The organism is Marinobacter sp. R17 (assembly GCF_003789045.1).
GTDB lineage: Bacteria > Pseudomonadota > Gammaproteobacteria > Pseudomonadales > Oleiphilaceae > Marinobacter_A > Marinobacter_A mangrovi.
Genome location: NZ_RHGZ01000044.1, coordinates 1 through 25,725 on the forward strand (window position 1 = coordinate 1; position 25,725 = coordinate 25,725).

The following is a 25,725-nucleotide window of genomic DNA, read 5'->3' on the forward strand; positions in this document are numbered from 1 at the left end:
TGGGGTCGAAGGGGATATCGTGAGCTGAGAAAGCGGGGTGTCTCGGTCAAACTGGCCTGGAACACTGCGAAATCAGCCCATGGCCCGTGGCGGCTGAGTCACTCGCCGGCATTGCGACAAGCCTTATCGGCCCGGTTGTTCCGGAGCTATGGATTGCCGGAGTTGGCAGTACGGTAACGGGTTGAATCAAATCACTGAATCGCCGTGGTACGTGATCCGTATGCCCGGTGATGTGGGAGGAGGGGCATCGTGAGGTGCCTCCCTATCCCGATTATGTGGGCGTTCCCATAGAGAATCCATATGGCATTCAGTGAGTTCGAAGCAAAGAAAATCGAGCGGGCCGCTTCTGAATTTCTGGGAGACCGGAGGCCGCCAGTCGAGATCCGGCCCAAGTTAGATCTAGACGTTCGAGTTTCTGGCCAAAGCGTGCAGATTGTCGAGATTCGCCCACATTTCCGCGAGCCGGCCACAATCATTGAGTCGCCGGTAGCAAAAGCTACCTACGTCAAAAAATCTCAACGCTGGAGAATCTACTGGATGCGTAGCGATTTAAAGTGGCACTCCTACACGCCCGAACCTGAGTCACGCTCCATTGAGGAATTTTTGCTATCGTAAATGCCGACTAGAATGGCTGTTTCTTCGGGTAGCACATAAATAATGAATAGTGTCAAAGCGAATAATTTGTAACCAGTTCAAACACCGTAAAAGATTGTCCGACCAAAAAACACAATATTTAGTGCGAGTAACCGTCATCTCATACCGGGCGCTCTGAGCTCGGCTCCCGCCTCGGGCACCGGTCGAGATGTATTCATACCCCGGCATATGGATGACTGGGGAATAAAAAAGAAAGGAGAAAATAGATGTATCCACGGATTAAGGCTTCAGCGCTTAAATCATCACCTATCCTGGCCGCTGTTCTGTTGGCGGCGTGCGGCGGTGGGGGCGGAGACTCGTCGAGCGAGGGTCCCACGTCTGCCAAAGCTAACAGCAGTGCAGACTTGCCACCTGGTGCCTATTACACAGTGATCAACTACGACAGTGGCGGCTCGGATGAGGCCGTTACTTTCCTCAGTTCTTCCGGTAAGTTCGTCACCGCTGTTGATTCTCCGGACATAACCATTGGTACGCTCAAGTTTGGCAGCGACAACTCCATTACTGGTACCGGGACTGATGTGTTCTACACCACATCCTGGGAAACCTCTTCCGGCTCAGTTAGCGGCAGCATCCAGGCAAAGGGCAATGCCACACTGACTGCCACAGCCCCGGGTTATGAATCGACCGTGACACTAGAGCGCGAAGATGACTACAGCGACCGCGGCGTGACGCTGGCTGAGGTATCCGACACCTACTCGATGACGGCGTCGGGTAGTACAACCACGATTACGATTGCCGCCGACGGATCACTCACAGGCAGTGACACAAGCGGTTGTGTATATAACGGACAGCTGACCATACCCGATACGGATTACAACGTCTTCGAAGTGTCGTTCAAAGCTTCGAATTGTGGTGGTTCGGACGGCGAACTGCGTAATGGTCAATACAGTGGATTGGGCGCTTATGATCCGGAAAAGGACGAAGTTCAGTTCCTGGGCTCAGATGGCGAAGTGGCGGCTGCCTTTTTAGGAACGCGGACATAAGTCGGTTATTCAGGGGGCTTCGGAGTGGGCTTCCTGCCCATCGAATCCTAAAGATCCGAACTTGAAATATCAGCATGAGAACACTGGAGCACCCGTCCGGGAGATTGTTCGGTGGGCGGGTGTCTCCTTCGTGTGTCCAAACAATCAAATTCAAAGGAGGCGATTAAAGGGACTGAAATTGCAAACCGATCTATTCGCAGAGCGCCGTAGTCGCCTGCGCCATCGAATTCAAAACGAAGAATACTAAAAACGATTGATGAAGTATTTATTAAGGAAGCGCTGTATGAAAAATGCATTTGCATTGGTAACCCTGGTGAGTCTGCTGACCGGTTGTGCCGGGTTCCAATCGAATAACCTGCCCACATTGTCTGAATCCGATATGGATTTCGTGACGAAAGACGACAAGATGGTGGTGTTTTCCAAGTTCGAGGTCGACACCAGCAGTGCGATTGTTGATAAGGACGTCGCCGCGTCCATTCAGAAGAAGAAGTTTGATGAGGCGCTGGTGAACACCGGTTGCTGTGAGGTGTCGGACGATTCCTCGAAGGCAAATCTGATGCTCTCCGTCAAATCCATCGACCACAGCAACTCCGCGGCACTGATTCCCGCGTTTATCACGGGCTTGTCCCTGTACACCATTCCCTCCTGGGTCACGGAGACCCGTGATCTGGAGGTTCAGGTAAACGATAGAACGGGCAAAACAGAAACGTACCGCGTGAAGGACTCCTTCGTGCTGGTGCAATGGCTGCCCATGATATTCGCCTATCCGTTTAAGGGTGGCCCCCTGGCGAATAGTGAAGATCTGACTCAGAACGTTGTCAGACACCTGGTTGTGGATATGGAAAAGGATGATTTTCTGACCGTTCCACAAAAGACCACCAATATGGCGCAGTCCTCAGAGTAAACGACTTTGTAAAAGGCTAATTAGGCACTGCCTGGCTGGACGGCCATAAAGGTCGTTTGGTCAGGCGGCATTCTGCAAGGTGTCTTACAGGGAATAAGCTCTGGGCGAAGCCTTACGTTTGCTGGCTAAGTTTAAAGGCGAACCCAGCGCAATAGGCAAGGCCGGATTCCGTGGGACTATTTTTAGCGAGTAAAAGATCATGCGCGCTCTTTATTGTTATCCCCTCTGCTTTCTTTTCATCGCTATTCCTTCCGCTGTTCTTGCAGCCGAAAGTCTGGACGAACGTTTACATGCCGAGCTGCGGACGATTAATCATTTCAGCCAGCAGTTGGTTTCTGCGAATGAAGAGTTTATCGATGAGCTGAAAAGCGAACGCTGTATCAAAAATTCGACTCAAGGCGCGGCTGATCTCAACCCCTCCTGCAAAAAGCAGGCTTTGCAGCATTTGGAAACCCTGGATGAAAACAATCGAAGGTCAGAAGAATACATGGCAAACATGTTCCGGGGCTGGGCCAGGGTCTACGGCATGTTGCGCGTGGCTCACACGCAATGTGGGATTAACAGCATAAATTTTGACTTGGTTCCGTCATCTATACGGGTGCAATCTACCGTCATCCTGCATGACCCGGATGCTCTCTTGCTGGAGTATATCGAGGCCTCTGAGGGCGTATTGGAACAAGATCTTGATGACATTGATTGCGATGCGATTCAGTCTTTTACCGCCACGGTTCAACGGATAATGATCGAGATGAAGCGGGCAAGTGAAAACATGCGTTGACCGGTTCTCACTCCAACCCGTCAAACACTGCGGCGTTCACCCTTAATCCAAACGCGTCCGCGGTGGCCGAAAGGGCAGTACGCGCGCGTTCTTCGTCGCCACTGGCGCATAGGGAGACTGCTGAAACAGCAGGGCGTGTTGCAGGCCGAGAAGCGAGTCGTACATCATAGCCTGGAGATCCAGTAAGGCGGCCATGGGACTCCGGGCGATGCGTCGCCTGGCCTCAATCACAAACTGAAGGCCCCGCAGCCGGCGGTGATTGCGCGTCGAACTTCGGCGAATGCAGTCGTCGATTAGCTTCGCGCGTAAGGTCTCAAAGCCTTCCGGGTCACGTTCAGCCAGGTCCCGGAGCGCATCGAACGAGGGGATGTCCACAACGTGCCTCCTTTCCCGGATTCACGTAATCAGCACATCATCTCAAGGGTACTGAGCCAAACTCCGGGACTTCTCTATTTTTACCTGAAATAGCGATGGAAGGGCTACCGAATTGGTTAGGTCGGATGAATCGATAAGGCGCGAATGACCTGTGATCAGTGATGCTTCGCGAAAACGGCATCGATTTTTTCTAATATAAACAGCCATAGCCACCGCTGAGATGTATCCATGACGCCCACCAACTTTTCCCTCCTGGACGCCTTCCTGATCGCGTTCTCGGTGGCCATTGCCTTCATCATGCTTCAGCGTAGTGTCCGTGATGCGCCTTTCTGGCGAGCCACCGTCACGCCATTGGCGTCCATCATCGGTAGTGGCTTCCTCGTTGTGGTGCCACTGCTGGCAGGCGTCACAGGTCCGTTATCCGTCTTCGCCATTATCGGGATTGTCCTGCTGTCCCTGTGGATCGGCGGCGCCGTGCGCTTCACCATCCTGCATAACGAACCGGTCGGCTCATCGGCGAAGACCACCGCGCCGATGCTGGAACGCCTGTCCGATATCTCGCTGGCGTTTGCCTATGTGATCTCGATTACCTTCTACATCCGCCTGATGTGCGGTTTCGTGCTGACCGGCGTGGACGTCTACTCGCCGTTCAATGCCGATGTGCTGGCGACGGGCGTGCTGCTGTTCATCGGGCTCTATGGCTGGCGGCGAGGACTGCATGGGTTGGAACGGTTGGAGGAATACTCGGTCACCATCAAGCTGGCTATTATCGCCTCGTTGCTGGCGGGGCTGATCTACAACGACGGCAGCCATGGTTATGACCTGTCGGATCTTCCGTTACCGGCAACCAGCGTGTGGGCAGCGCTCCGCCAGTTAGCCGGCATGCTGCTGATTGTGCAGGGATTCGAAACCTCGAAGTATCTGGCCTCCACCTACAAGGCGGCGCTGCGCAGCCGTTCCATGCTGTTCGCGCAGATTCTGGCGGGTGTGATCTATGTGGTGTTTGTCGCGTTGTCGATGCCACTTATGGGGCAGTTTGCCGGCGGCTCGCCGAACGAAACGGCTATCATCGACCTGTCCCGGGATATCACCCTGGTGCTGCCGCTCATGCTGGTGGTGGCGGCTGCCATGAGCCAGTTCAGTGCGGCCATCGCCGATACCATTGGAGCTGGCGGCGTCGCCGAGGAAGAATCCCGGGGCCGCCTGCCCGCGCGGATCAGTTACCTCCTGATCGCTATCTTCGCGGTGGCGCTGATCTGGAACAGCAACATCTTTGAAGTGGTTGCGCTCGCGTCCCGTGCCTTTGCGTTCTACTACATGCTGCAGGCCATCTCCGCGGCGGTGCTGGCGGCCAAGGTGGCCACGGGGCGTCGGCGTCAGTTTCTGATGATGTCGTACGGCTTACAGGCGTTGGTTCTGTGCCTGATCGTGCTGTTTGCGATGCCGGTGGAAGGGTGAGTGAACAGGACTTTCCACCGGTCATAAACACGGGCTGACCGACGTCATTCAATGCATTTGCACACGATTCCCGATTTTATTACCTTGCCGTGATTCCTGCCCGACCGAGGATCGGTTCACCAGTACAGGCAGGATTTCGCGCAACGGATTTGCGCTGACTCAGCACCCAAGGGAATGGACATGCAGATTAAACGCCCCCGGGATCTCGAACTCAGGGATCTCCTCCGTATTGAATCGCCAACGTTTGCCCCGAGCAATCTTCCACTCGACACCGGTATTGCCAGCCCCAGCCTGCACAGGGCGCTCGACTTGGCAGACGACTTCATCGGTAGCCCCTATCGATCTGACAGCGAGCGAATGGATCGACTCAAAGGCAAGTTGCGGGACGGCTCCCTGGTCCTGGTCAAAGGCACCACCGATACCCCGCCCTTCAGCCCATTAATCGCCTGGGAGGAAGGTGGCGTTCTGCCGGGTCGCTGGAAAGTCGTGAAAGACGTCCACGGCCTGAACCTCGCTTCCTGGGTTGCCCGCATGAACGACTGGCAGATCACGCCGGAGCAGGTCGAACGCCTGGGACCCGGAAGCGTGGGGCATTTGTCGGCGGATTCATTCGACAGTGATCTCCGGGAGCAGCGGGCCGCCGAACGAGAGCGGGTTCAGCGGGACTCGCAGAAGAATCTTTCGTTGCCGGTGGGGGCGGCTGCGGGTGTAGCGCCTTTGGGGGCTGAGGCTGACGACACGTCAGACGATGAGCGAGTTCAGAAGGAGTTGCACATTGAGGTGGGGATTTTTCTGGACGGGACACTAAACGACGCATCCAATGTCAAAGAGTTCTTGTCAAAGCTAAACAAAGCGTGTTCATCAACAGACACGCGAGACAAATTAGATCCTGATAGATGCAGGCATCACCTCGCCCTAAAAATGGGCGCAAGTTATTCAAATGCAAGAACTAATGTTTCAAAGCTGTTTGATCTATACAGAACCCAACGAGAAGAGACTACTAATCATATTACCCACACCCTTCGGGTATATAAAAATGGCGTAGGCACGACCAACAGTGAAGACGACTCACTATGGAGCTCGGCAACAGGGTTAGGTTCGTCCGGGATATTGGAGCAGGTAAAAGCAGCATTCAAGGACACGGCGTCAGCAATAGCAAGAACGGCTTCCGGCAAGCCGTTGCGCCAGCTCACAGTAGACTTATTTGGCTTCAGTAGAGGGTCTGCTGCAGCCAGACATGCAGCCTCAGAAATTGCAAAAGGCGAAGATGGTTTGTTTGCCAAGTCACTTCAACAGCAAGGCGTCGTTTGGCCGAAGGGCGTCTCGATACGCTTTGCCGGTTTATTCGATACTGTCGCAGGCATCGTGAATATTTTAGAAGGCGATTTTAGCGCCGCAAATAACGAAACTGATCCCGTCAATGTGTTTCTAGACCCAGACTCTGTTGTTAGCGCAGCCCACATTACAGCAGCCTATGAATGCAGGGAAAACTTCGCTCTTAATAGTCTCTCAAACCCCGACGGCACCTTACCTCCCAATTTCCGGGAGATCTCTTTACCTGGTGTGCATTCAGACATTGGAGGCGGTTACCACAAGGTCCAAGATGAGCATGTATTGCTCGCACGAAAACGGGTAATCGCAGACAGCCGGACGGAAAATCCCGAGCAAACAATGGACTGGGACAACCTTGAAGCGTTGCTGCACGACACACAGAACGATGGCTGGGTAGGAGAGAACAGCATACAAAGCCCTGGAGAGGACCTACCTTCGCTGGAGATCAACAAGACATTTGACTCTGAACCCGCGCCGTATGGCCGTGTCACTCTAAAATTGGAGATGAAAAGGCGACTACGAGGGGAATATTCAGGAATACCACTCCGTCTAATGCATGCCTTAGCTTCTGAAGCGGGCGTGATGCTTGATGAAATCGATGACGAAGATCCTGCCTTCAGCCTGCCCAACGAACTCTTAGCTATCCATCAATCAGTCTCCAAGCAAGTGGCAGCAGGTACAAGCAATCCCACACTCCAAACTGGCGACTTATCTCTTTTAAAGCAATGTTATATCCATCACTCCGATAATTTTAATACTGTAGAGTTCATGCTAGGCGGAATCACAACAGATCTTGAAGTACCTTGGGACATGTTCCTACCCTTTATGCCAACCAGCGATCGTGTTCGTATAGTCCATCCCAACAAAGCGGAGCACTCATGAGGCGGGGAATACTTCTAACATTATTTTTCTCAATCACTTTGGCATTAACGGGCTGCGCCACGCCTTCCCATGACAACGATCAGTCCTGGTATTTCTCAGTTGTCGCGCCTCAACACTACAAAGTTTGGGTCGAACATTTGGAATTTGAGAAGTCTGGTACTCGACACTGGCGTATGCCAATGGGGAATGTCGAATGTTGCTGGAAAGGACCGAATGGGCCGCTGGGAACCGGGGGCAGAATGTCACCTTTCCCAAATATTATTGGCATTCAGTGGTTTTCATTCGCAGAACAAAAATTCTACCAACGCTTGATCGAATTGCCTGAAAATCTGCCCGATTTAATGAGTCGAAAAGTTGAGGAAAAAACCAGTACGGGCACTTCGATGGGCCCCAGAGACCAGCTTGTCATCGGTTTAGCACCCGGAGGGGAAATCGTACTCTGGATAATGAACCAGCCCGGTAGCGAGATCGAGGTTGCCAGGATGCAAGCCAATCCAATTAAGGGTGACGCATCCTGGTATAAAACCAGAACTCAAAGCTATCTCAAAGAAAATGATGACTACCTCAAACAGCATGGTATCCCGACAACAGGCTGGTAGTTACCATGCCCCATGCTGTTAACCACCCAATTTCAGATCGCGACGGCCTTAACATACCCGAAAAGCTCTCAGAAGTGTCTCAGCAACTACGAGCGTTGTTTGCTGGTGAAAACAAGCCGTTGCTTTCTGAGGCGGAGGAAGCGTTTATAAAGCGTTACGTTCACAACTCCAACAACTTCCACTCTATCGAGTTCATGGTTGGCGGGATGCCTTCCAAATTCGAAATCACCAGGGGTGTAGCAATGCCCTCGTTACCAGCGATGGATCGCCACTGTACTGTTCACCCCAACAACCAGGAACAAGAATGAATCTGTCATATAAGATGCACACTGCATGCTTGCTATGCGTGCTCACTCTTGTTTCGGGATGTGCCACGATCTCCGAGCCGTCAAATCGCTATTATTTCTCACTCGCGGCACCGGAACATTACGACGTCGTGGTTGAGCACTTGGAGTTCGAAAAGCCTGGGGTCCGGCACTGGCGTTGGCCGGCAGGCTATGTGTCTTGCTGCTGGAAGGGGCCTAACGGCCCCATGGGTTCAGGTGGAACAATGGAACCGCTCCCCAAATACGTAGGCATTCAGTGGTTCTCTTTTGCAGAACAGAAATACTATCAGCGCCTGATCGCCCTCCCAGAAGGCATTGCGGATAAGATGGCGAAACAGGCCAAATACATAACCAGCAAAGGTACATTCACAGGTCCTCGGGATAGGCTAGTCATCGGTCTTGCCCCCAAAGGAACCGTCGTCCTGTGGATCCAGAACCAAATCGGCAACGAGATTGAAGTCGCCCGAATGCAGGCGAATGAAATCGAAGGTGATCCCGACGATTATCGCGCGGCCACGAAGCGATACCTCGAAGCAAACGGCGACTACCTCAAGAAACACGGTGTCTCGACAACAGGCTGGTAGTCACCATATCCCCCGTTTGTCATCACTATAGCTTTTGAATAATTCCTGCTCATTCACCACTCGGATAATTACAACCCAATAAGTTTTTCCAGCAGCTTTAGAATGGAGATGCCATTTAGCGAATCCATTGCTCCGTTACGTCCCACTTCTAATCGCCAGCGCATAATTCATCCCAACGACCGGAATGCTTAGCAATGAGAGCCATTCGAATTATATGCACGACTTTAATAGCACTACTTTCCGGCTGCGCATCAGCGCCTGAGCATGATTTGGATGCCATGGTTTCGGTCGCCAGCCCGGAACACTATGACGTGGTGGTCGAGAACTTTGAATTGGAGGCTTCGGGAGTGCGCCACTGGCAAATCCCGCTCCGGAAGGTTGGATGCTGCTGGAAAGGAGCCCATGGCCCTCGAGGACCCGGTGGTTCGCTAACGCCATTCCCAGACTACATCGCCATCCAGTGGTTTTCCCTGGCAGAACAAAAGCACTACCAGCGTTTGTTTTCCTTGCCCAAAAATCTTCAAGACAGGATGCGGGAGCCGGCAAGCTATAAAACCAGTTTGGGCACTTTTGAACGTCCGAGAGATATCATGACCATAGGCCTGGCCCCCGGCGGAACAATAGTCGTCTGGATCCAGAACCAAATCGGCAACGAGATTGAAGTCGCCCGAATGCAGGCGAATGAAATCGAAGGCGATCCTGGCGATTATCGCGCGACCACGAAGCGATACCTTGAAGAGAATGCCGACTACCTCAAGCAACATGGTGTCCCGACAAAAGGCTGGTAATTACCATACATCCCGGAAGGGGCAGGGTAAGTGAGTAAACCGTATTGCCGGGTTGTCCGGTTTCCCTCGTTACGCTGGATGAAATAGGCCATCGACATGCGATTCAGAGGCGTCCACCACGTTGAATTTTCAGTACCGAACTACGAATCATCGGTCCGGTTCTACGACCGGATGTTCGGCTGGTTGGGCTACAAGAGTTTCTGGACGCTGAACGTCGGCTACACCTCGACCTACTACATGGCCCGTTTCCCGATGCCCCACAGCTACATCGGGATACAGCCGGCCGACGAGAACCGGACGCTGGATCACACGGCACACCAGGTGGGCATCCACCACATTGCCCTGTGGGCCCGCAGCCGGAAAGAGGTGTGGCGGTTTTATGAGGATTTTCTGATCCCAGAGGGCGTAGAGGTCACCGATCAGCCGGCGGAATATCCCATTTATGCGCCGGGCTATTTCGCCGTGTTTTTCCTGGACCCCAATGGCATTCGCTGGGAGTTGGCGTTTACGCCCCGTATACCGACGCCAGGCAACGTGTGGAGAACGCTGAGGGCTGTCCGCGAGCTGCGTAAGGCGCACCCGGAATGGACTGAACATCCGGCCAAGGCGATGATGCGGACGCTGCCATCCCGTACACACAGGAAAGACAACCGTTGAATCGGTATCACAGTTGGGACTTCACCCACCTCAACCCCCAACCTTGAGAACCCGCTCACCCTCATCTTGAATAAAGCATTCCAACCCCGCGGCCAGGCCGCCTGACGGGCGCGATCGCGCGTCGCCAACAAGGACAGCAACGATGACCAGTCGATACGGATATTGGGCCCTGTGTGTATCCCTTTTTGCTTTCTCGCTCTCGGCCCAGGCCGCCGATGCTTTCAAGCCGGCGCCGGACGACGCCTGGCAGAAGATTTCCGACGCGCTGGGCATGCAAGTGGGCGGCGATGGCACGGTATCGGCCAGTATCCAGGTGGTGTTCGATGCCAACTCGCCTTACGGCGCCAAGCTCTTCAAGCGCTGGGAAGCGACGGCGCCGGACACGCCGGTGCGCTGGGTGCCGATTGCCTACCTGGGCAAGGACAGCGCCGGTCGGGCGATGGCGATTCTGGGAGCGAAAGACTCGACGGCCGCGTTGCGGGAGAATGCCGAACATTACGACAATCAGTCGCACAAAGGCGGTTATCCGGTGCCTTCGGCGTTTGCCGACTTCCCGGCGAAATCCCTGCAGGAAGAGCTGCGTCCGTATTGGATCAACACCCTGGGCGGCTACACGCCGGTGACCGTGTTCAAAGCCGCGGATGGTCGTGTGCTCAAGGCGGATGGGTTGCTGAGTGAGGCCCAGATCCTGCAGATGGTGAGTCAGGCGGCGGTTCAGCTACCGCCGGGTGATGCGTCAGACGGGCAATTCGGTGCCGATGTTGCGGCCATGCAGAAGGCGATGGGCGATGACGTCACCGAGCTGACCAACGTCACTGTGACGGCGGCCGCCGCCCAGCCCATGCCGTCGGGCAAGACGGATTCAAACGGCGCCCAGTACCTGGCCTACATCGCTGAAAATGCACAGATCGGCGATGTCACGGTGAATCAGGCAATGTTGGGCACGGATCAGGTCATCCGCAATATGGTGTCGCTGATGGGGGGCAACAACACGCCCTCGCTGAAAGGGCAATGCCAGTCCGTATCCCTGCATCGGGCAGGGCAGGGGACGGAGAACCCGACGGTGGTGGCCTATGGCAAGCACTGCACGTTTGAAACGGGCGCCCAGTAACGGGAGGCGACGATGATTCCCAAGTCAGCGGTCTTGCGCGTGGCCCGGCCAACCGATCGGTTGCAGGCCATTACCGATATGTATGTGGCCGGCTTGGGTTTCCAGCTATTGGGCTCGTTCCGTGACCATGACGGCTTCGACGGCGCGATCCTCGGTCATCCCGAGCACGCCTATCACCTGGAATTTACCCATCACCGGGGCACGACCGTGGGCCGGGCGCCTACGCGGGACAACCTGCTGGTGTTCTATGTGCCGGAGCCTTCGGTTTGGGAGTCGAATTGCCAGCGAATGCTGGAAGCCGGTTTCGTGTCGGTCGATGCCTACAACCCGTACTGGGATGTGGCCGGCCGGACGTTTGAGGACATTGATGGCTATCGCGTCGTTCTGCAGAACCGCGCCTGGTCGTAGTGCTTTCTGCCCGGGCTTCGCCCATCGGTGATGCATTTGAGCCGCGGCCGCTGCGCTGCGATGGGTGTCGAATGTCGCCGGGATACGTACATCTCCCCATGTGGCTTGTGCTGCTCTCAAACCATTGTCGTGCTGCTCTGGCGCTGGCGTAGCGTTATCCTGACCGATCCGATATGCAGGGTTTTTCGACGCACTTCCGGGCACCGCAGGGAACGTTTCTTGCTGTCCGTTTCTCGCTGTCGCCGTGCCCAAGGCGTCTTTCACAGACGCTGCAAACGCCTATCGCCTCTCATTCGCTGTTGACCCTGACCAAGGAGTACATGAATGGCAACACCCTCCCAACACGATCTCCGCAAGGATTTCCGTGCGCTGCTGGAAAGCAACCAGTGCTATTACACCGCGTCGACCTTCGATCCCATGTCGGCCCGCATTGCCGAGGATCTGGGCTTTGAAGTCGGGATTCTCGGTGGCTCTGTGGCGTCACTTCAGGTATTGGCCGCACCGGATTTTGCGCTCATCACCTTAAGTGAATTTACCGAGCAGGCGACGCGGATCGGGAGGGTGGCACGATTGCCGATTATCGCGGACGCGGACCACGGCTACGGCAATGCGCTGAACGTGATTCGCACCATTACCGAACTGGAGCGGGCCGGTGTCGCCGCGCTGACCATTGAGGACACGCTGCTGCCGCCCAAGTACGGCCGCAAGTCCACGGATCTGGTGCCGGTCGAGGAAGCGGTCGGCAAGATCGAAGCGGCACTGGAAGCCCGTATCGATCCGGCCATGGCGATCTTTGCGCGCACCAACGCGGCCCAGCTCAGCGTCGAAGAGACCATCGAGCGGGTCAAAGCGTACGAGGCGGCAGGCGCCGACGGCATTTGCATGGTGGGCATTCGCGATTTCGCACATCTGGAAGCGATCAGCCAGCACGTCGATGTACCGCTGATGCTGGTCACCTACGACAACCCCGAGCTGAACGATCGTGAGCGCCTGGTGGACAATGGCGTGCGCATCGTCGTCAACGGCCACGCCGCTTACTTTGCGGCGATCAAGGCCACGTACGACTGCCTGCGCGAGCAGCGCGGCATTGCCGAGGGCACCCTGACCGCCAGCGAGTTGTCCACGCGTTACTCCACCGTCGACGAGAACGTCGAGTGGGCGCGTCGATTCATGGACGTCCACGAGTAACATTCCGCATCCCCGTCGGAATTTTGCCGGGGAATGGAACCACGTTGGGGGGCGATTCCGGATCGGCCGGATCACTCCACCAATGAGGTTCCCCAAGACCTGCCCGGTTCTGCCTGGACCTTGGTGTTGGCGCCCGCCCACACGACCTTTTTCACCATTTTGCCTTGCGTGACTGCCGTTTCCGGCAAAGACAGATTATGCTGAACACTGAAGTATCGCTGTCAGGTTGTTGAAACGCCGCATGTCCGTTGATCTCGCATCGCTGTCGCCCAAGTTGGTCCACCTGCTGCTGGACCCGGTTTTCGTGGTTGATGAGGACGGCCTGATTGTCTTTGTCAGTGACGCCTGCGAGCCGTTGCTGGGGTACTCGCCGAAGGAGATGGTTGGCACGCCGATCGCCGGCTACGTTCATCCGGAGGACCGGGAGCGAACGCTGAACGCCGCCGGGCGCGTGATGGAGGGGCAGCCCCACATCGATTTCGAGAACCGCTACCTGCACAAGGATGGGCGTGCGGTGCACATCCTGTGGTCAGCGCGCTGGTACGAGGCTGAGCGGGTTCGAATCGCCGTTGCCCGGGATGTGACCTCGTTGCGCGAGGCCGACCAGAAGCGGGACATCCTGTACCGGGTGTCGCAGGCGGCGCATTCGGCCGAGGATGCCCGAAGCCTGTGTGAAGCGATTGACCACATCCTCAGTGAATTCCTCGCCACGGACCGTCTTTACGTCGCCCTGTACGACGATGATCAGGGCACCTTGTCCTATCCCCGCGCAAGCCGTGATGGCAGCGACTGGGTAGATATGCCGCTAGTGGAGGATTCGGCGGTCACTGATGCGCTCGCCAGCGGTCAGGCCCTGTTGGCCACGCGGGATCGGTCTCGCCCCGGCGTCGGGCTGAATCGCATTGCACGGTCGGGTGACTGCGTCTGGCTGGGTGTGCCGGTGGTTTCCCGGGATCAGGTGTTCGGGATCGTGATTATCGAGAGCCAATCGCCCGCGGCGCACTATTCGACAGACGACTTGGACCTGCTGCAGTTCATCGCCACGCAGATGGCGGCGGTCATGGAGCGCAAGCAGGCCGAAGACAACCTGCGTTTCCTGGCCCATCACGATCCGCTGACCGGGTTGACCAATCGCACACTGTTCTACGACCGGCTGGAAACGGCGTTGCGGATGGCCCGTCGCTCCGGCGAAAAGCTGGCGTTGCTGTACCTGGACCTGAACGGGTTCAAGCAGATCAATGACAAAATGGGGCACGACGCGGGCGATCAGGTGTTGTGCGAGGTGGCCGGTCGCCTGATGGCCTGTACCCGCGAGTCGGACACGGTGGCACGCATGGGCGGTGACGAGTTCACTGTGCTGCTCACCGGCGTCCACGATGCCAATGCCGTCGAGGCACAGGTCGACAAGATTTGCGCGGCCATGGCGGCGCCGATGCGTCTGGGGGATGACATACTGGCCATCTCCACCAGCATCGGCAGTGCTGTATTCCCCGATGACGGCGACGACGCCGTCCAGCTGCTGCGCGGCGCGGACGCCAGCATGTATGTGGTGAAGCGGGCGTCCGCCGGATAGATCCGCCGACGAGGCCCGGGCCTGTTTCCTGACGTTACTGATCCGGAGCCAGCGGTTCGCTGGTTTCACAGCTGTAAGCGGTGATCGCCCCCTTCGACAACACCGTCGTCCCTTTCTCCAGCCTCACATAGTGCGCCGTCGGCCCGAGGTCCGCCTGACACGCCCGGTCATAGAACGCGTTGACCTGCGCTTCAGGCTCCAGCGCCACCAGCGTGTAGCTGCCATCCGGATTCGGCTCGAGGACCTGCACGGCCTCCATGGATTCGCCCGTCGGGCTTTGAAGCGTCAGTGACTGGCGGATGGTGTCTGCACCGGGCGTCTGGCAGCCGGCCAGGGCCGCGGCTAATGCAATCGGGGTGATGCTGCTGAGGTGGTTTCTCATCCTTGAGACTCCTGTGTGACGAATGAAAACAATGTAGCCCGTTCGCCAGTTGATGTCAGCGGCGGCACTTTGTTGCGGTGATCTCACGCATCCATCACCCGCCAACGCCCGTAACTACAAGCTTACCGGGCACGGTTGCCGGTAGACGATCACGGACGCGGAGGATGAATGCGAGGATTCATGATGTCCCTGTTGGGTGTTTTGCTGGGTGGTTGCGCGACGCACCTGCACGCGCCGGACCAGACGGTGCCGGTGGCGGATCTGGACTGGACGGTGGAGGAGGGCGTGGTGTTTACCCCCGCCGACTGGCCCGAGCCGCTGGCGGCCGATGTGTATCAGCCGCGGTCGGACGGGCGGCACCCGGCGGTCCTGATCGTCCACGGTGGTGGCTGGCAGGGGCGTTCCCGGGACGATATGACGAGCACCGCCGAGAAGCTGGCCGAAGCCGGATTCGTGGTCATGAACGTGGCATACCGCTTCGCCCCGGACTATGAGTTTCCCGCCCAGCTTCACGATCTGCAGCAGGCCATGCATTGGCTCCATGACAACGCCGACCGGCTGTCCGTGGATACCGACAGGATTGCCGGCTGGGGGTATTCGTCCGGTGCGCATCTGGTGAGTCTGCTGGCCTTGGTGGCCAGCCAGGGCGGTGAGCTGGACACGCCCTACGGTGGCCCGGCCACGAAAATGGCGGCTGTCGTGTCCGGCGGCACGCCCAGCGACCTGCGCAAGTTCGGATCGGGAAAACTGGTGGAGCAGTTTCTCGGCGGCACCGTGAACGAGGTGCCGGATCGCTACGCCGCGGCCTCGCCGGTGACCCACATCACGTCCGACGCGCCGCCGTTCTTTCTGTACCACGGCACCTGGGACAGTCTCGTGCCCGTCGATCACGCTACCGACTTCCAGGCGGACCTGGCCGCGGCGGGTGTTCCTACCGAGATGATGCTCTTGCGCTGGCGTGGGCACATCGCCACCTTCCTGACGGATCAGGCGGTGGAAAACGATGCCATCCAATTCCTTTATCGCACCCTCGATGTCCATGCGCGATTGGCCTGGGGCAATCCCCAGACCGATCCCTGATCAGGTTTCGTCGGTCAGTCTTGCGAACAGGGGCATAAGCAGGGCGAACAGTTCCGCCTGCGAGGAGATCCCGCACTTGGCGTAGAGCTGGCGGCGGAACACCTTCACGGTTTGCGGGCTGACGTCCAGATGCAGGCCGATCGACAGGGACGAATGCCCCCGCAGGATGAACAGCGCCACCTCCGCCTGACGGGGGCTCAGCTTGATGTCGTGCTGTCGCTTCAGCGCCTCCCGCAGCCGGTCGCCCAGCGGGGCCGGCGTGTGTGGGCGGTTGTCCCCGGGTTCGAAATCCTGCCAATGCTTTTCGGCCAGGGCGCTCAGGGTGTCTTCATGATCGTGCAGCGCCTGGATTTCCCGCTTGCTGAACGGCGCGCCGCTGGAACGGTCCCGGCCCAGGCAGGCGGTGAGCGTGACCGTCTCGGAGACGGTGGCGAACACGGCCATCTCGTCGAGCAGGGTGGTTTGCTGGTAGTAGGTCTTGTAGTACTGGGTGCGGCGGAAGTGGTCCGGGGCGATATCCCGTAACCGGATGATGCCGTGGGTGTCGCCTTTGCGATGCTGGTGATAGAACGGATCCAGCAGGTACGCGCTGCCCAGGTATTCGCTGTCCATGGGCTGGTACACGATCGGATCCGTGTATTCCCGGTACAGCACCGTAGGGCGTTTTTCGCCGTTGTAGGCGATGATGATCAGGTTGTCGAAGGTGCAATAACAGCGCAGCAAGGCCGCGTAGGCGCCTGCAAAATCCGGGGTTCCCAGCGCCTGGATGGCGTGCGCCAGAGTACGATCCGTCTCTCTGTTTTTCACTGGCTCCCGCCTTTCAATACATACCACACTGGGGTTATATGCGCCCCCGCGTCGTCTCGTTACCGTTTAAAGACACTGTGATGACTACGTATTGCAGTCTAGCGGTGTCGCTGCTCAAGCCGCAATGCGCGGACTTGCGGTGGATTCATAACGAGAAAAGACGTGCCAGTGAAGCTCCCATTCAGCCGGTGCGTCATCTATAAAAAGGGCGCATGGACCAGAACGGCTCTCGGTCCGGTGGAGCGTCCAGACCGATTGTGGAGACGGGTTATGTCAGAAGACAGCATTAAACTGGAGAGAACCTTATCGCTACGGGCCGTCGTTTTGTTCGGCCTGGCCTACATGACGCCGCTGATCGTCCTGGGGACGTTTGGCGTGGTGGCCAGTACCACCAACGGCTCGGTGCCGACCGCTTACATCATCACCACCATCGCCATGCTGTTCACGGCTTACAGTTACGGCATCATGTCCCGCGCTTTCCCGGTGTCGGGCTCGGCCTACACCTACGTGCGCAAGACCATCGACTCGCGCGTCGGCTTCATGGTCGGCTGGGGCGTGCTGCTGGATTACTTCTTCCTGCCCATGGTCATCTGGCTGATCGGTGCCGCCTACCTGCACGCGCGCTTCCCGGACGTGCCGAGCTGGGTGTTCCTGCTGGGCTTCATCGGCATCACCACGGTGCTGAACGTCTACGGCATCAAGCTGGCGGCGAAGGTCAATTCACTGCTGATGGCGTTCCAGGTGCTGGTGATCGTCTTTTTCGTGGTGCTGTCCCTGCGCCATGTGTTCGCCGAGGGCGGCACGGATGCCCTGTTCAGCCTGGCGCCGTTTATTAATGCGGATTCCAGCTTTACCACCATTGCTGCCGGTGCGGCGGTTGCGGCCTATTCCTTCCTGGGTTTCGATGCGGTGACGACGCTCACCGAGGAGACCATCAATCCCCGTCGCAACATCCCGCGGGCGATCATCCTGACGGCGCTGATCGGTGGTGGCATCTACGTCCTGGTGGGCTACACCACACAGCTCGTGCACCCGGGTGCGGTGTTCAACGATGCGGACTCCGCCGCCTTCGAGATTGCCAAGACCATCGGCGCGGACCTGTTCGGCGCGATCTTCCTGGCCGGCATGGTGCTGGCGCAGTTCACTTCCGGCATCGCGGCCCAGGCCAGCGCCTCGCGTTTGCTGTTCGCGATGGGGCGGGATTCGGTGCTGCCGCGCAAGCTCTTCGGTGTGCTGCATCCGCGGTTCCACACGCCGGTGTTCAGCATCGTGCTGACAGGGTTGATCGGCGTGGTGGCGCTGTTCCTGGATGTGCTGTCGGCGGCGTCCTTCATCAACTTCGGGGCCTTTATCGCCTTCACCATGGTCAACGTCTCGGTAATCGTCATGTACTTCCGGGATGCGCGGATGCGTGGTGAATACAGCGCCCTGAAAGGTGTCCTGGTGCCGGCGATCGGCGCGGCCGTGAACCTGTGGCTGATGACCAAGCTGGATATCCACGCCGTGGTGCTGGGTCTGGTGTGGCTGGCGATTGGCCTGGTCCATCTGGCCTACCTGACCCGCTTCTTCTCGCGTCAGCCGCCGGAAGTGGATTTCAGTGAGGACGACGCCGAGACCCATACCCAAGCCGCCGAACCGGTCTAACGACGAGTGAGGAAAACCATGTCCCGATATCTGCCCCTTTTGCTGGTCCAGGCGCCGGCCCGCCGCCCGGGTGACGACCCCGGGCTGGAGGGTTTCGAGCATGAAATCGCCACCTACCTGAGCGATTTCGGCCCGGACTTCGAGCAGGCCCGCATGGTGGTCTACCCGGAGCTGCATTTATGCAGTGCCGAGGGCACGCCGGACGAGCGAACGGCGCAGCTGGAGGCAGCAGCCGAACCGATGTCCGGCCCGCGCATCCAACGGCTGGGTGAGATCGCCCGCAAGCTCGGCGTCTGGCTGCTGCCGGGCACCGTCTGTGAACGCGGCGAAGACGGCCACCTGTACAACACCGCGCCGGTCTTCTCGCCGGACGGTGAGCTGGTGGCCGCCTACCGCAAATGCTTTCCGTGGCGACCGTTCGAGCCGTACCAGCCGGGCAAGGAATTCGTGGTGTTCGACGTGCCCGGCGTGGCCCGGGTCGGGCTGGCGGTCTGCTATGACATCTGGTTCCCGGAGGTCTCGCGCCAGCTGGCCTGGATGGGGGCCGAGGTGATCATCAACCAGGCTGCGACGACCACCTGCGACCGGGCGCAGGAGCAGATCCTGGTGCAGGCCAATGCGATCTTCAACCAGGTGTTTGTGGTCAGCGCCAACATGGCCGAGCCTGCCGGAATGGGGCAGAGTCTCATCGTGGATCCGGAAGGGCGCACGCGCACGGCCATGCCGGGCGCCACCCCCGGTATCCTCACGGACGTCCTCAATCTCGGCGAAGTCGAGCGGGTCAGACAGTTCGGCACGGCGGGACTGAACCGGATGTGGTCACAATTCCGGGACGACGATCCGGTGATCGAGCTGCCGGTGTACGGGGGGCGGCTGGACCCCAAAACGTTCTGAGGCCGTTCCTTCCGGGCGCAGGCTGAACAAATGGCAAGGTGATCTTAATCCGGGGAACCGCCGGCGTTTGCTAGGATCATCGAAGTAGACGACTTATCGCCTGACGCGACAGAGCTGGTCGCGCGGCGGTTTCCCACCACCTGCCAGAAGGAGTCCGGTATGACGATTCATCTTGAAGTGGCCCCGCTGATTACGCTGGGCGCGGGCCTGGCGATTCTGTTCTTCCCGCGACTGCTCAACTACATCGTGGCCTTCTATCTCATCGCGCTGGGTATTCTCGGTCTGCTGGGGCACGGTTTCTGACAGGGGAGGCTGCTGTCTCCGTCTCACGTGTACGTTGTATGAATATTTCGTGTCCGGGTGGGCCGGAAAGCGCTGCCCACACGAATGACGCAATCACCATAATGTCGGCGAATCGGTTGAGAAAATCTGGAATACCGTTCTGAAACCGCACGATATACAAAGCAGTCGGCTGAGTCCGACTGCTTCTCCCCCGCCTTTTTGAAACAATTTGTTGCCTAAAACTCTTTGAGTTTTATATCTATTTCACAATTGAAGTGTTAGTTTGGCCTTTCCGCGCGACACTGGCGCCCGTCATAAATGCCTGAAAAATGAATAGTTAGAGGCAGGGTTCCGGTGTGTCGTGGACGTGGTAAGGCCGTTGCGTTCCTGCAAAAAAATCAATCACACGGAACGCTCATAACCGCTTTCATCACGGGCTGCCGGAGGAGGTGGTGGCCGGCACGCGTCTGCGCGGCGTGCCTTCGAAGGGAAATTTCAGGGGTATTTCAAGTTGTAGACCATCATGACAAAACCAACGGCGTTGGCCGCCGAAAAGAAAGAGATTGTTGCGCGTTTTTCCACCAAAAGTAATGCCATCGCCGCCTTCCAACTGGCGTCCACCCTTATTCCTTACCTGGTCGCCTGGTATCTGGCCATTGCGAGCCTGACGGTGTCCCTGTGGCTGACGGCTGCTTGCACCGCCGTGATCTGCCTGTTGTTGCTGCGGGTGTTTGTCCTGATGCATGAATGCGGGCACAACTCGTTGTTCGCCACGCCCCGTTATAACAAGGTGGCCGGCTTTGTGCTGGGTGTCATCTGCGGCATGCCCCAGTATGTGTGGTCCCGCAATCATGCCTATCATCACGCCACCAACGGCAACTGGGACCTCTACCGCGGTCCGCTGGCCACGCTCTCGCTCGAAGAGTTCAATGCGTTGTCTCCCCGACAGCAGACGCTTTATCGGGTCACCCGTCATATTGCGATGGCGCCGGTGGGCGGCTTCATGTACCTGATCTTCAACCCGCGCTTCACCTGGATCAAGGGCAGTCTGGCGCTGGCCAGCCACCTGCTGAAAGGCAAGTGGCGCGAGCCGCGTCGCTCCCTGCACAGCCTCGCGGCGGACTTCCAGCCGCGTTACTGGAAGAACGGGAAAGAGTACCGGCACATCACCGGCAACAACCTGGTTTTGCTCAGCCTCTGGGTCGGCATGAGCCTGGCCGTCGGCCCGCTGGCCTTCTTCGCGATCTACCTGATCAGCCTGTCCCTGGCAGGGGCCGGTGGGATTATCCTGTTTACCGTTCAGCACAATTTTGAAGACGCCTGGGCCGCGGACGAGGACCATTGGGATTACAACCGCGCCGCCGTCGAAGGCACCAGTTTCCTGGAGCTCCCCGGCTGGCTGAACTGGTTCACCGCCGACATCGCCTACCACCACATCCATCACCTCTCGGCGTCCATCCCCAACTACCGGCTGGCGGAATGCCACCGCACTTACGCGCACCATTTCGCCGACGTCAAACGGATCTCCCTGCGCGACATCCCCGCTGCGCTGCGGAACAACCTGTGGGATGCGGACAACCACCGGATCACGTCCTACACGGCTGTAAAAGCGCAAAGCGGACGCTGGAAACCCGTGCCGGAAACGTCCATCTGATACCTGCCAAACCCGGACCTCCTTCAATTCCCCGCAGCGAGGCCCCGAACTGACCTCTGGTGGTCAGTTCGGGGCGGTATCGTGGATGAGCTCCGCGCGAAATTCCCCTGATATCGGATACACAGGCACGACGTGGCAGGCCATACTGGTTAAATGGGCTCCCTGACTCCCTTCTGTGAGGCATCCGTTTATGAGTGACGGCTCGCTTTACCGCTACACCGCGTTCTCTCATAACCCCGAAGGCGGCAATCCTGCCGGCGTCTGGATCGGCGAGGACTTGCCAACCCCTGAAACCATGCAGCGGATCGCCGCCGACGTCGGTTTTTCGGAGACTGCCTTCATCGCACCAGCAACAGGAACGGATCGGATCGTGCGGTATTACAGCCCGGAGGCGGAAGTGTCTTTCTGCGGCCACGCGACAATCGCCGCCGGTGTCGTGCTGGGCGAGCTGGAAGGTGAGGGCACTTATCAACTGGTGACCGTGGTCGGCAAGGTGCCGGTCGAGGTGCGTAGGCAGGACGGCCTGCTTGAAGCCGCCCTGACCTCGGTCGAGCCCAAATACGAGCCGGCGCCCAGCGGACTTATCAGTGACGCCCTGGACGCGCTCGGTTGGCAACTGGGCGAGCTGGATGCGTCGTTGCCGCCCGTCCGGGCCTACGCCGGAGCCTGGCACCTGGTGTTGGCCGCGCGTGATGAACAGCGGCTGGCCACGCTGGATTATAATTTCGACCGGCTCAAAGTACTGATGCTGCAGGACGGCCTGACCACGCTGCAACTGATCTGGCGGGAGGCGGCCGATGTGTTCGTCTCACGAAACCCGTTCCCCGTCGGCGGTGTGGTGGAAGACCCGGCCACCGGCGCCGCGGCCGCCGCCCTCGGTGGCTACCTTCGTAACGCGGGCATCGTGCCGGTGCCCTACACCCTCCATATCCGCCAGGGCGAGGCGATGGGCCGCCCCAGCCGGCTGACCGTGCGTATTCCCGAGATGGGCGGCATTGTGGTGTCAGGCACGGCGGTGCCGATGGGGCGCGTTCAGGAAATCGATTGCTAGCTCGATTGTCAGGGGCGCCTTGGGCGAAGGCTTCGTCACTGGTCGGTCCCGGGTTTGTATGCTTTGATACAGGTTTGCGGCTCGCGCGCACGAGGAGCCGTGGTGCACCTTCCATTCCACGACACTGTCACACCGCAACAAGGAGCGTTGTTATGGCCATCACCGAATCCCCCGACTGCGATCTGGTCTTCTACACCAACCCCATGTCCCGGGCCCGGATTGTCCGCTGGATGCTTGAAGAAACCGGCGTGCCTTACCGGCAGGAACTGCTTGAATACGGCACGACCATGAAATCGCCCGAGTACCTGGCCATCAACCCGATGGGGAAGGTGCCGGCCATCGTTCATCAGGGGCAGATCGTGACCGAGTGTGCGGCGATCTGCGCCTACCTGGCCGAGGCGTTTCCGGAGGCCGGACTGGCGCCGCAGCCGTCGGAGCGGGCGGCCTATTATCGCTGGCTGTTTTTCGCCGCCGGGCCGCTGGAATCGGCGGTGATCAACCGGGTTCTGGGTGTGTCCATCAGCGATGAGCAACGCCGCATGGTCGGCTACGGCGACTATAACCTGGCCGTCGACACCCTGGCGAAGGCGCTGGCCGGGTCATCGTACATCGCCGGCGAGCGGTTCACGGCGGCCGATGTATATGTGGGCGCCCAAGTGATGTGGGGCATGCAGTTCGGGTCGTTGCCGAAGCGGCCGGAATTCGAGGCCTACGGCGCGCGTCTGGCCGACCGGACGGCGTTAAAAACGGCCACGGCCATCGATGAGAAACTGGGCGAGTCCGCCTGAGGCATCGCCGTTCCACCGGAATCATCGGAGAAGCGTCATGCTGAAAAGGGGATGTTGCATACTGGCCGTGATGGCATTGACGGCCTGCAGCGGCCAACCGACCGAACCCGCTGCACCGGGCAACGGCACGACGGGCGAACCGCCATCCGGCGCGATGTCCGCGGCGCCGATCGATCGCAGTGTGAACGGCGCCATCAACGTCGTCCGGCGGTACTACGCCGCGATAAACGCTGGCGATTACGACACCGCCTATGCCCAATGGGGCGAATCCGGCCCACCGGGTCAGACCTACGACGATTTCGTGAGCGGCTTTGCGCAGACGGCCCGGGTGACGGTGGACATTGCGGGCACGGTGCGTCCCGAGGGCGCGGCCGGCTCCGTCTACGCCACGGTGCCGGTCAGCATCCACGCCCAGGGCACGGACGGCCGAACCCGGCAGTTTGACGGGCACTATGTGGTGCGCCGGGTCAACGACGTGCCCGGCGCCTCCCAGGCCCAATTGCACTGGCATCTGGAAGGTGCGGACCTGCATGAGGTGCGATGACATGACACGCGCTGCGGCACTGGCCGCGATACTGGTACTGGCATTATCCGGCTGCTCCAGCCGAGGTATGTACGAGTCCATCCAGAGCAGCGGTGAGCGGGAGTGCGGCACGCTGCCGCCGGAAGCCTATGAGCGTTGCATGGCACGCTACGAGAAAAGCTATGACGAGTACGAGCGGGAGCGCGAATCGCTGTAGTGATCCCCGCGACGCCGATTACCTGCCATTGTTAACCATACGCAATAAAACACGTCTCCAAAGCCGCCGGGCTCGGCGGAATCAAGGGCTTCCGGCGTTCAGGGACAGGTCGTGGTAAAGGCTTTCTCTGATCACACAATGACCTACGGCGGCGGCCCATAATGACAAATCGATAAGCCGAATCCGGACCGTCTCTCGGGTATTCTGGGCGCCATTCAATCAGCGCTTGTGGACCCTTATCGTGAGACGTTTCCGTTCTCTAATCGCACTGCTATTGCTAACGGTTGCCCTGACCGTGTGTGGCGCCGCCCTGACCAAACCCGACGTGGAACTGAAGCTGTCTGACCAGCAGCTGTCCTGGATTGCCGGCAAGATCTACCAGAACGAATGCGCCGGCAAGGTGGATTGCCTGGTGCACTGGAGTGAGGGGGAGGCTTTCCCGACCCTCGGTATTGGCCATTTCAAATGGTATCCGAAGGGCGTCGAAGCGCCCTACGCCGAGAGCTTTCCGGAACTGGTGCAGTACATGGCGTCAGAGTCCGTCGGCATGCCCGAGTGGCTCGCCGATATGAACCCGATTGATGCGCCCTGGCCGGACCGGGAGACCTTCCTGCTGCACCAGCACGGCCCCCAGGTGGAATTCCTGCGCTGGTTCCTGGACGAAACCCGGCACATCCAGGCCCGCTTCATGTACGAGCGCACCCAGGATTCCCTGGACGAAATCCTCGACGCCACGCCCAAAGAGGACCGGCCGGCCATGCGCGAGCGCATGGATGAGCTGCGCAGCACCCTGGGTGGCATCTACGCGCTGATCGACTACGTCAACTTCAAGGGCGAAGGGCTGTCCGATCGGGAGGCCTATCATGGCCAGGGCTGGGGCTTGCGGCAGGTGCTCCTGCGGATGGACGACATCGATCAGGGCACTGCGCTGGAACGTTTCCGCGTGGCTGCCGCCGACGTGCTCAAGCAGCGGGCCAACAACGCGCCCAATGCGGACGAGCGCAAGAAATGGCTGGCCGGCTGGTTAAACCGGGTGTCGACGTACCGGGACTTGGGGCAGGTATGAGGTCGGTCGGGACGCGTGCGCGTTATGGCGGAGCGTCCATGGCTTCCCGATTTTCTCTCGGACGTGTCGCCAAAAGCGGCCTGAATATTCATCCTCTGGTTTTGCCGCTGATCCATCCGTAAGCTGTGGTCTGGTGCTGGACAGCACCGAACTGAAAGACCACGGAGGGTGCGGTTTTTCAGTCATCAACAACAAGGTGCCCCATGCAGGACGTACTGCAAGATCACGATTTTGTCAGGCTGGTCAGAGAAGAGATTACCCCGCAACACACGGTTTACCGCATCGAAGTCGAAGGTGAGGGCACGCTGTACAGCTTCGACAGCCAGCACACCGCCGTACAATACCTCAACATGCTGTTGCATCCCCTGGACGTTCAACGGTCCCGCCGAGACCGGATAGTCTCCTCGGAACCCCTCCGCGCCATGCCGCGGATCGTCGCATAGCCGGGCGCAAATTGGCCCGGCGCGATTCCCTTTTAACCCGTTTCCATTCAGGGCGCGATGGCGGGGCTGCTGTCATCAAACTGACTTTTGCCGGCACTACTCTGAAAACGTGCATTGGGGAAACCTACGTTGGATGAGACTCCATATTCTTCAGCCAGGCTCAGCCTGGCTTTTTTGTGCGCCCGGCACGGGCGCACTCCTGGAGGTGCAAGTCCTCCCGTGAGCTGGCCACAGCGAGCGAAGTGAAGCGCAACTGCGGAAGGGCGACCGACCGTGGGGAGGAAGCGTGGAGCG

General features: G+C 58.6%; 29 protein-coding genes. 26 read left to right on the top strand and 3 right to left on the bottom strand.

Features of this window, described 5'->3' with window-relative positions; translation table 11 throughout:
* Positions 1–300: 300 nt before the first annotated feature.
* The 4 genes from EB809_RS20230 to EB809_RS20245 all read left to right on the top strand — a co-directional run bounded on the left by EB809_RS20230 (position 301) and on the right by EB809_RS20245 (position 3,319).
* The gene (locus EB809_RS20230) at positions 301–615 is read left to right on the top strand and encodes a DUF3024 domain-containing protein (RefSeq protein WP_223808061.1); all 315 of its coding nucleotides are present in this window, start codon (positions 301–303) and stop codon (positions 613–615) included.
* A gap of 245 nt (positions 616–860) precedes the next feature.
* Positions 861–1,637 (top strand): hypothetical protein, encoded by a 777-nt coding sequence (locus tag EB809_RS20235; protein WP_123636667.1) that lies wholly within the window; start codon positions 861–863, stop codon positions 1,635–1,637.
* 283 nt (positions 1,638–1,920) lie between these two features.
* A complete protein-coding gene (locus EB809_RS20240) occupies positions 1,921–2,541 on the top strand; it encodes a hypothetical protein (protein WP_123636668.1) in 621 nt (206 codons plus the stop codon).
* Between the two features lie 199 nt (positions 2,542–2,740).
* Positions 2,741–3,319, top strand: coding sequence for a hypothetical protein (locus EB809_RS20245; protein ID WP_123636669.1), 579 nt, complete (start codon positions 2,741–2,743; stop codon positions 3,317–3,319).
* Between the two features lie 42 nt (positions 3,320–3,361).
* On the opposite strand, the gene EB809_RS20250 is transcribed toward EB809_RS20245, so the two are convergent.
* Positions 3,362–3,694 carry a DUF3135 domain-containing protein gene (locus EB809_RS20250; protein ID WP_190294987.1) on the bottom strand — a complete coding sequence of 111 codons (333 nt, stop codon included), beginning with the start codon at positions 3,692–3,694 and terminating at the stop codon, positions 3,362–3,364.
* A 228-nt stretch (positions 3,695–3,922) separates the two neighbouring features.
* Between EB809_RS20250 and EB809_RS20255 the strand changes: the two genes are divergently transcribed.
* From EB809_RS20255 to EB809_RS20305, 11 genes are all read left to right on the top strand, one after another.
* Complete coding sequence (locus EB809_RS20255) at positions 3,923–5,152, top strand: hypothetical protein (protein WP_123636671.1); 1,230 nt, start codon at positions 3,923–3,925, stop codon at positions 5,150–5,152.
* A 180-nt stretch (positions 5,153–5,332) separates the two neighbouring features.
* Entirely contained in the window at positions 5,333–7,366 is a 2,034-nt protein-coding gene (locus EB809_RS20260; protein ID WP_190294988.1) for a T6SS phospholipase effector Tle1-like catalytic domain-containing protein, read from the top strand.
* Entirely contained in the window at positions 7,363–7,965 is a 603-nt protein-coding gene (locus EB809_RS20265; RefSeq protein ID WP_123636673.1) for a DUF2931 family protein, read from the top strand. Before EB809_RS20260 ends, EB809_RS20265 begins: the two co-directional genes overlap by 4 nt.
* 5 nt (positions 7,966–7,970) lie before the next feature.
* Positions 7,971–8,273 carry a hypothetical protein gene (locus tag EB809_RS20270; RefSeq protein ID WP_123636674.1) on the top strand — a complete coding sequence of 101 codons (303 nt, stop codon included), beginning with the start codon at positions 7,971–7,973 and terminating at the stop codon, positions 8,271–8,273.
* Between the two features lie 14 nt (positions 8,274–8,287).
* Positions 8,288–8,875 (top strand): DUF2931 family protein, encoded by a 588-nt coding sequence (locus tag EB809_RS20275; RefSeq protein WP_123636693.1) that lies wholly within the window; start codon positions 8,288–8,290, stop codon positions 8,873–8,875.
* Between the two features lie 194 nt (positions 8,876–9,069).
* Entirely contained in the window at positions 9,070–9,663 is a 594-nt protein-coding gene (locus EB809_RS20280; RefSeq protein WP_123636675.1) for a DUF2931 family protein, read from the top strand.
* Between the two features lie 96 nt (positions 9,664–9,759).
* Complete coding sequence (locus tag EB809_RS20285; RefSeq protein ID WP_123636676.1) at positions 9,760–10,320, top strand: VOC family protein; 561 nt, start codon at positions 9,760–9,762, stop codon at positions 10,318–10,320.
* 142 nt (positions 10,321–10,462) lie between these two features.
* Positions 10,463–11,431 carry a hypothetical protein gene (locus EB809_RS20290; RefSeq protein ID WP_123636677.1) on the top strand — a complete coding sequence of 323 codons (969 nt, stop codon included), beginning with the start codon at positions 10,463–10,465 and terminating at the stop codon, positions 11,429–11,431.
* 12 nt (positions 11,432–11,443) lie between these two features.
* Entirely contained in the window at positions 11,444–11,839 is a 396-nt protein-coding gene (locus EB809_RS20295; protein ID WP_123636678.1) for a VOC family protein, read from the top strand.
* Between the two features lie 324 nt (positions 11,840–12,163).
* A complete protein-coding gene (locus EB809_RS20300) occupies positions 12,164–13,027 on the top strand; it encodes an oxaloacetate decarboxylase (protein WP_123636679.1) in 864 nt (287 codons plus the stop codon).
* Between the two features lie 241 nt (positions 13,028–13,268).
* A complete protein-coding gene (locus EB809_RS20305) occupies positions 13,269–14,600 on the top strand; it encodes a diguanylate cyclase domain-containing protein (protein ID WP_123636680.1) in 1,332 nt (443 codons plus the stop codon).
* Between the two features lie 34 nt (positions 14,601–14,634).
* On the opposite strand, the gene EB809_RS20310 is transcribed toward EB809_RS20305, so the two are convergent.
* Positions 14,635–14,982 carry a hypothetical protein gene (locus EB809_RS20310; protein WP_123636681.1) on the bottom strand — a complete coding sequence of 116 codons (348 nt, stop codon included), beginning with the start codon at positions 14,980–14,982 and terminating at the stop codon, positions 14,635–14,637.
* A 168-nt stretch (positions 14,983–15,150) separates the two neighbouring features.
* Here EB809_RS20310 and EB809_RS20315 point away from each other — a divergent pair, with 168 nt between their 5' ends.
* Complete coding sequence (locus tag EB809_RS20315; protein WP_123636682.1) at positions 15,151–16,062, top strand: alpha/beta hydrolase; 912 nt, start codon at positions 15,151–15,153, stop codon at positions 16,060–16,062.
* On the opposite strand, the gene EB809_RS20320 is transcribed toward EB809_RS20315, so the two are convergent.
* On the bottom strand, positions 16,063–16,869 hold the full coding sequence (locus EB809_RS20320) for a helix-turn-helix transcriptional regulator (RefSeq protein WP_123636683.1): 807 nt from the start codon (positions 16,867–16,869) through the stop codon (positions 16,063–16,065).
* Between the two features lie 270 nt (positions 16,870–17,139).
* On the opposite strand from EB809_RS20320, the gene EB809_RS20325 reads away from it, so the two are divergent.
* The 10 genes from EB809_RS20325 to EB809_RS20370 all read left to right on the top strand — a co-directional run bounded on the left by EB809_RS20325 (position 17,140) and on the right by EB809_RS20370 (position 25,431).
* The gene (locus EB809_RS20325) at positions 17,140–18,513 is read left to right on the top strand and encodes an APC family permease (protein WP_123636684.1); all 1,374 of its coding nucleotides are present in this window, start codon (positions 17,140–17,142) and stop codon (positions 18,511–18,513) included.
* Positions 18,514–18,531: 18 nt separating this feature from the next.
* Positions 18,532–19,407 carry a carbon-nitrogen hydrolase family protein gene (locus EB809_RS20330; protein ID WP_190294990.1) on the top strand — a complete coding sequence of 292 codons (876 nt, stop codon included), beginning with the start codon at positions 18,532–18,534 and terminating at the stop codon, positions 19,405–19,407.
* Positions 19,408–19,566: 159 nt separating this feature from the next.
* The gene (locus tag EB809_RS20335) at positions 19,567–19,710 is read left to right on the top strand and encodes a DUF3096 domain-containing protein (protein ID WP_123636685.1); all 144 of its coding nucleotides are present in this window, start codon (positions 19,567–19,569) and stop codon (positions 19,708–19,710) included.
* Between the two features lie 502 nt (positions 19,711–20,212).
* Complete coding sequence (locus EB809_RS20340; protein ID WP_123636686.1) at positions 20,213–21,343, top strand: fatty acid desaturase; 1,131 nt, start codon at positions 20,213–20,215, stop codon at positions 21,341–21,343.
* Between the two features lie 190 nt (positions 21,344–21,533).
* Positions 21,534–22,394, top strand: a complete 861-nt coding sequence (locus EB809_RS20345; protein ID WP_123636687.1) for a PhzF family phenazine biosynthesis protein — start codon at positions 21,534–21,536, stop codon at positions 22,392–22,394.
* A gap of 152 nt (positions 22,395–22,546) precedes the next feature.
* Positions 22,547–23,182: a glutathione S-transferase family protein gene (locus EB809_RS20350; protein ID WP_123636688.1), complete on the top strand. Its 636-nt coding sequence runs from the start codon at positions 22,547–22,549 to the stop codon at positions 23,180–23,182.
* Between the two features lie 37 nt (positions 23,183–23,219).
* On the top strand, positions 23,220–23,726 hold the full coding sequence (locus EB809_RS20355; protein WP_123636689.1) for a hypothetical protein: 507 nt from the start codon (positions 23,220–23,222) through the stop codon (positions 23,724–23,726).
* A gap of 1 nt (position 23,727) precedes the next feature.
* On the top strand, positions 23,728–23,922 hold the full coding sequence (locus tag EB809_RS20360) for a hypothetical protein (protein ID WP_123636690.1): 195 nt from the start codon (positions 23,728–23,730) through the stop codon (positions 23,920–23,922).
* Positions 23,923–24,163: 241 nt separating this feature from the next.
* Positions 24,164–24,988 carry a hypothetical protein gene (locus tag EB809_RS20365; protein ID WP_223808062.1) on the top strand — a complete coding sequence of 275 codons (825 nt, stop codon included), beginning with the start codon at positions 24,164–24,166 and terminating at the stop codon, positions 24,986–24,988.
* A 203-nt stretch (positions 24,989–25,191) separates the two neighbouring features.
* A complete protein-coding gene (locus tag EB809_RS20370) occupies positions 25,192–25,431 on the top strand; it encodes a hypothetical protein (RefSeq protein WP_123636692.1) in 240 nt (79 codons plus the stop codon).
* Positions 25,432–25,725: the final 294 nt, after the last annotated feature.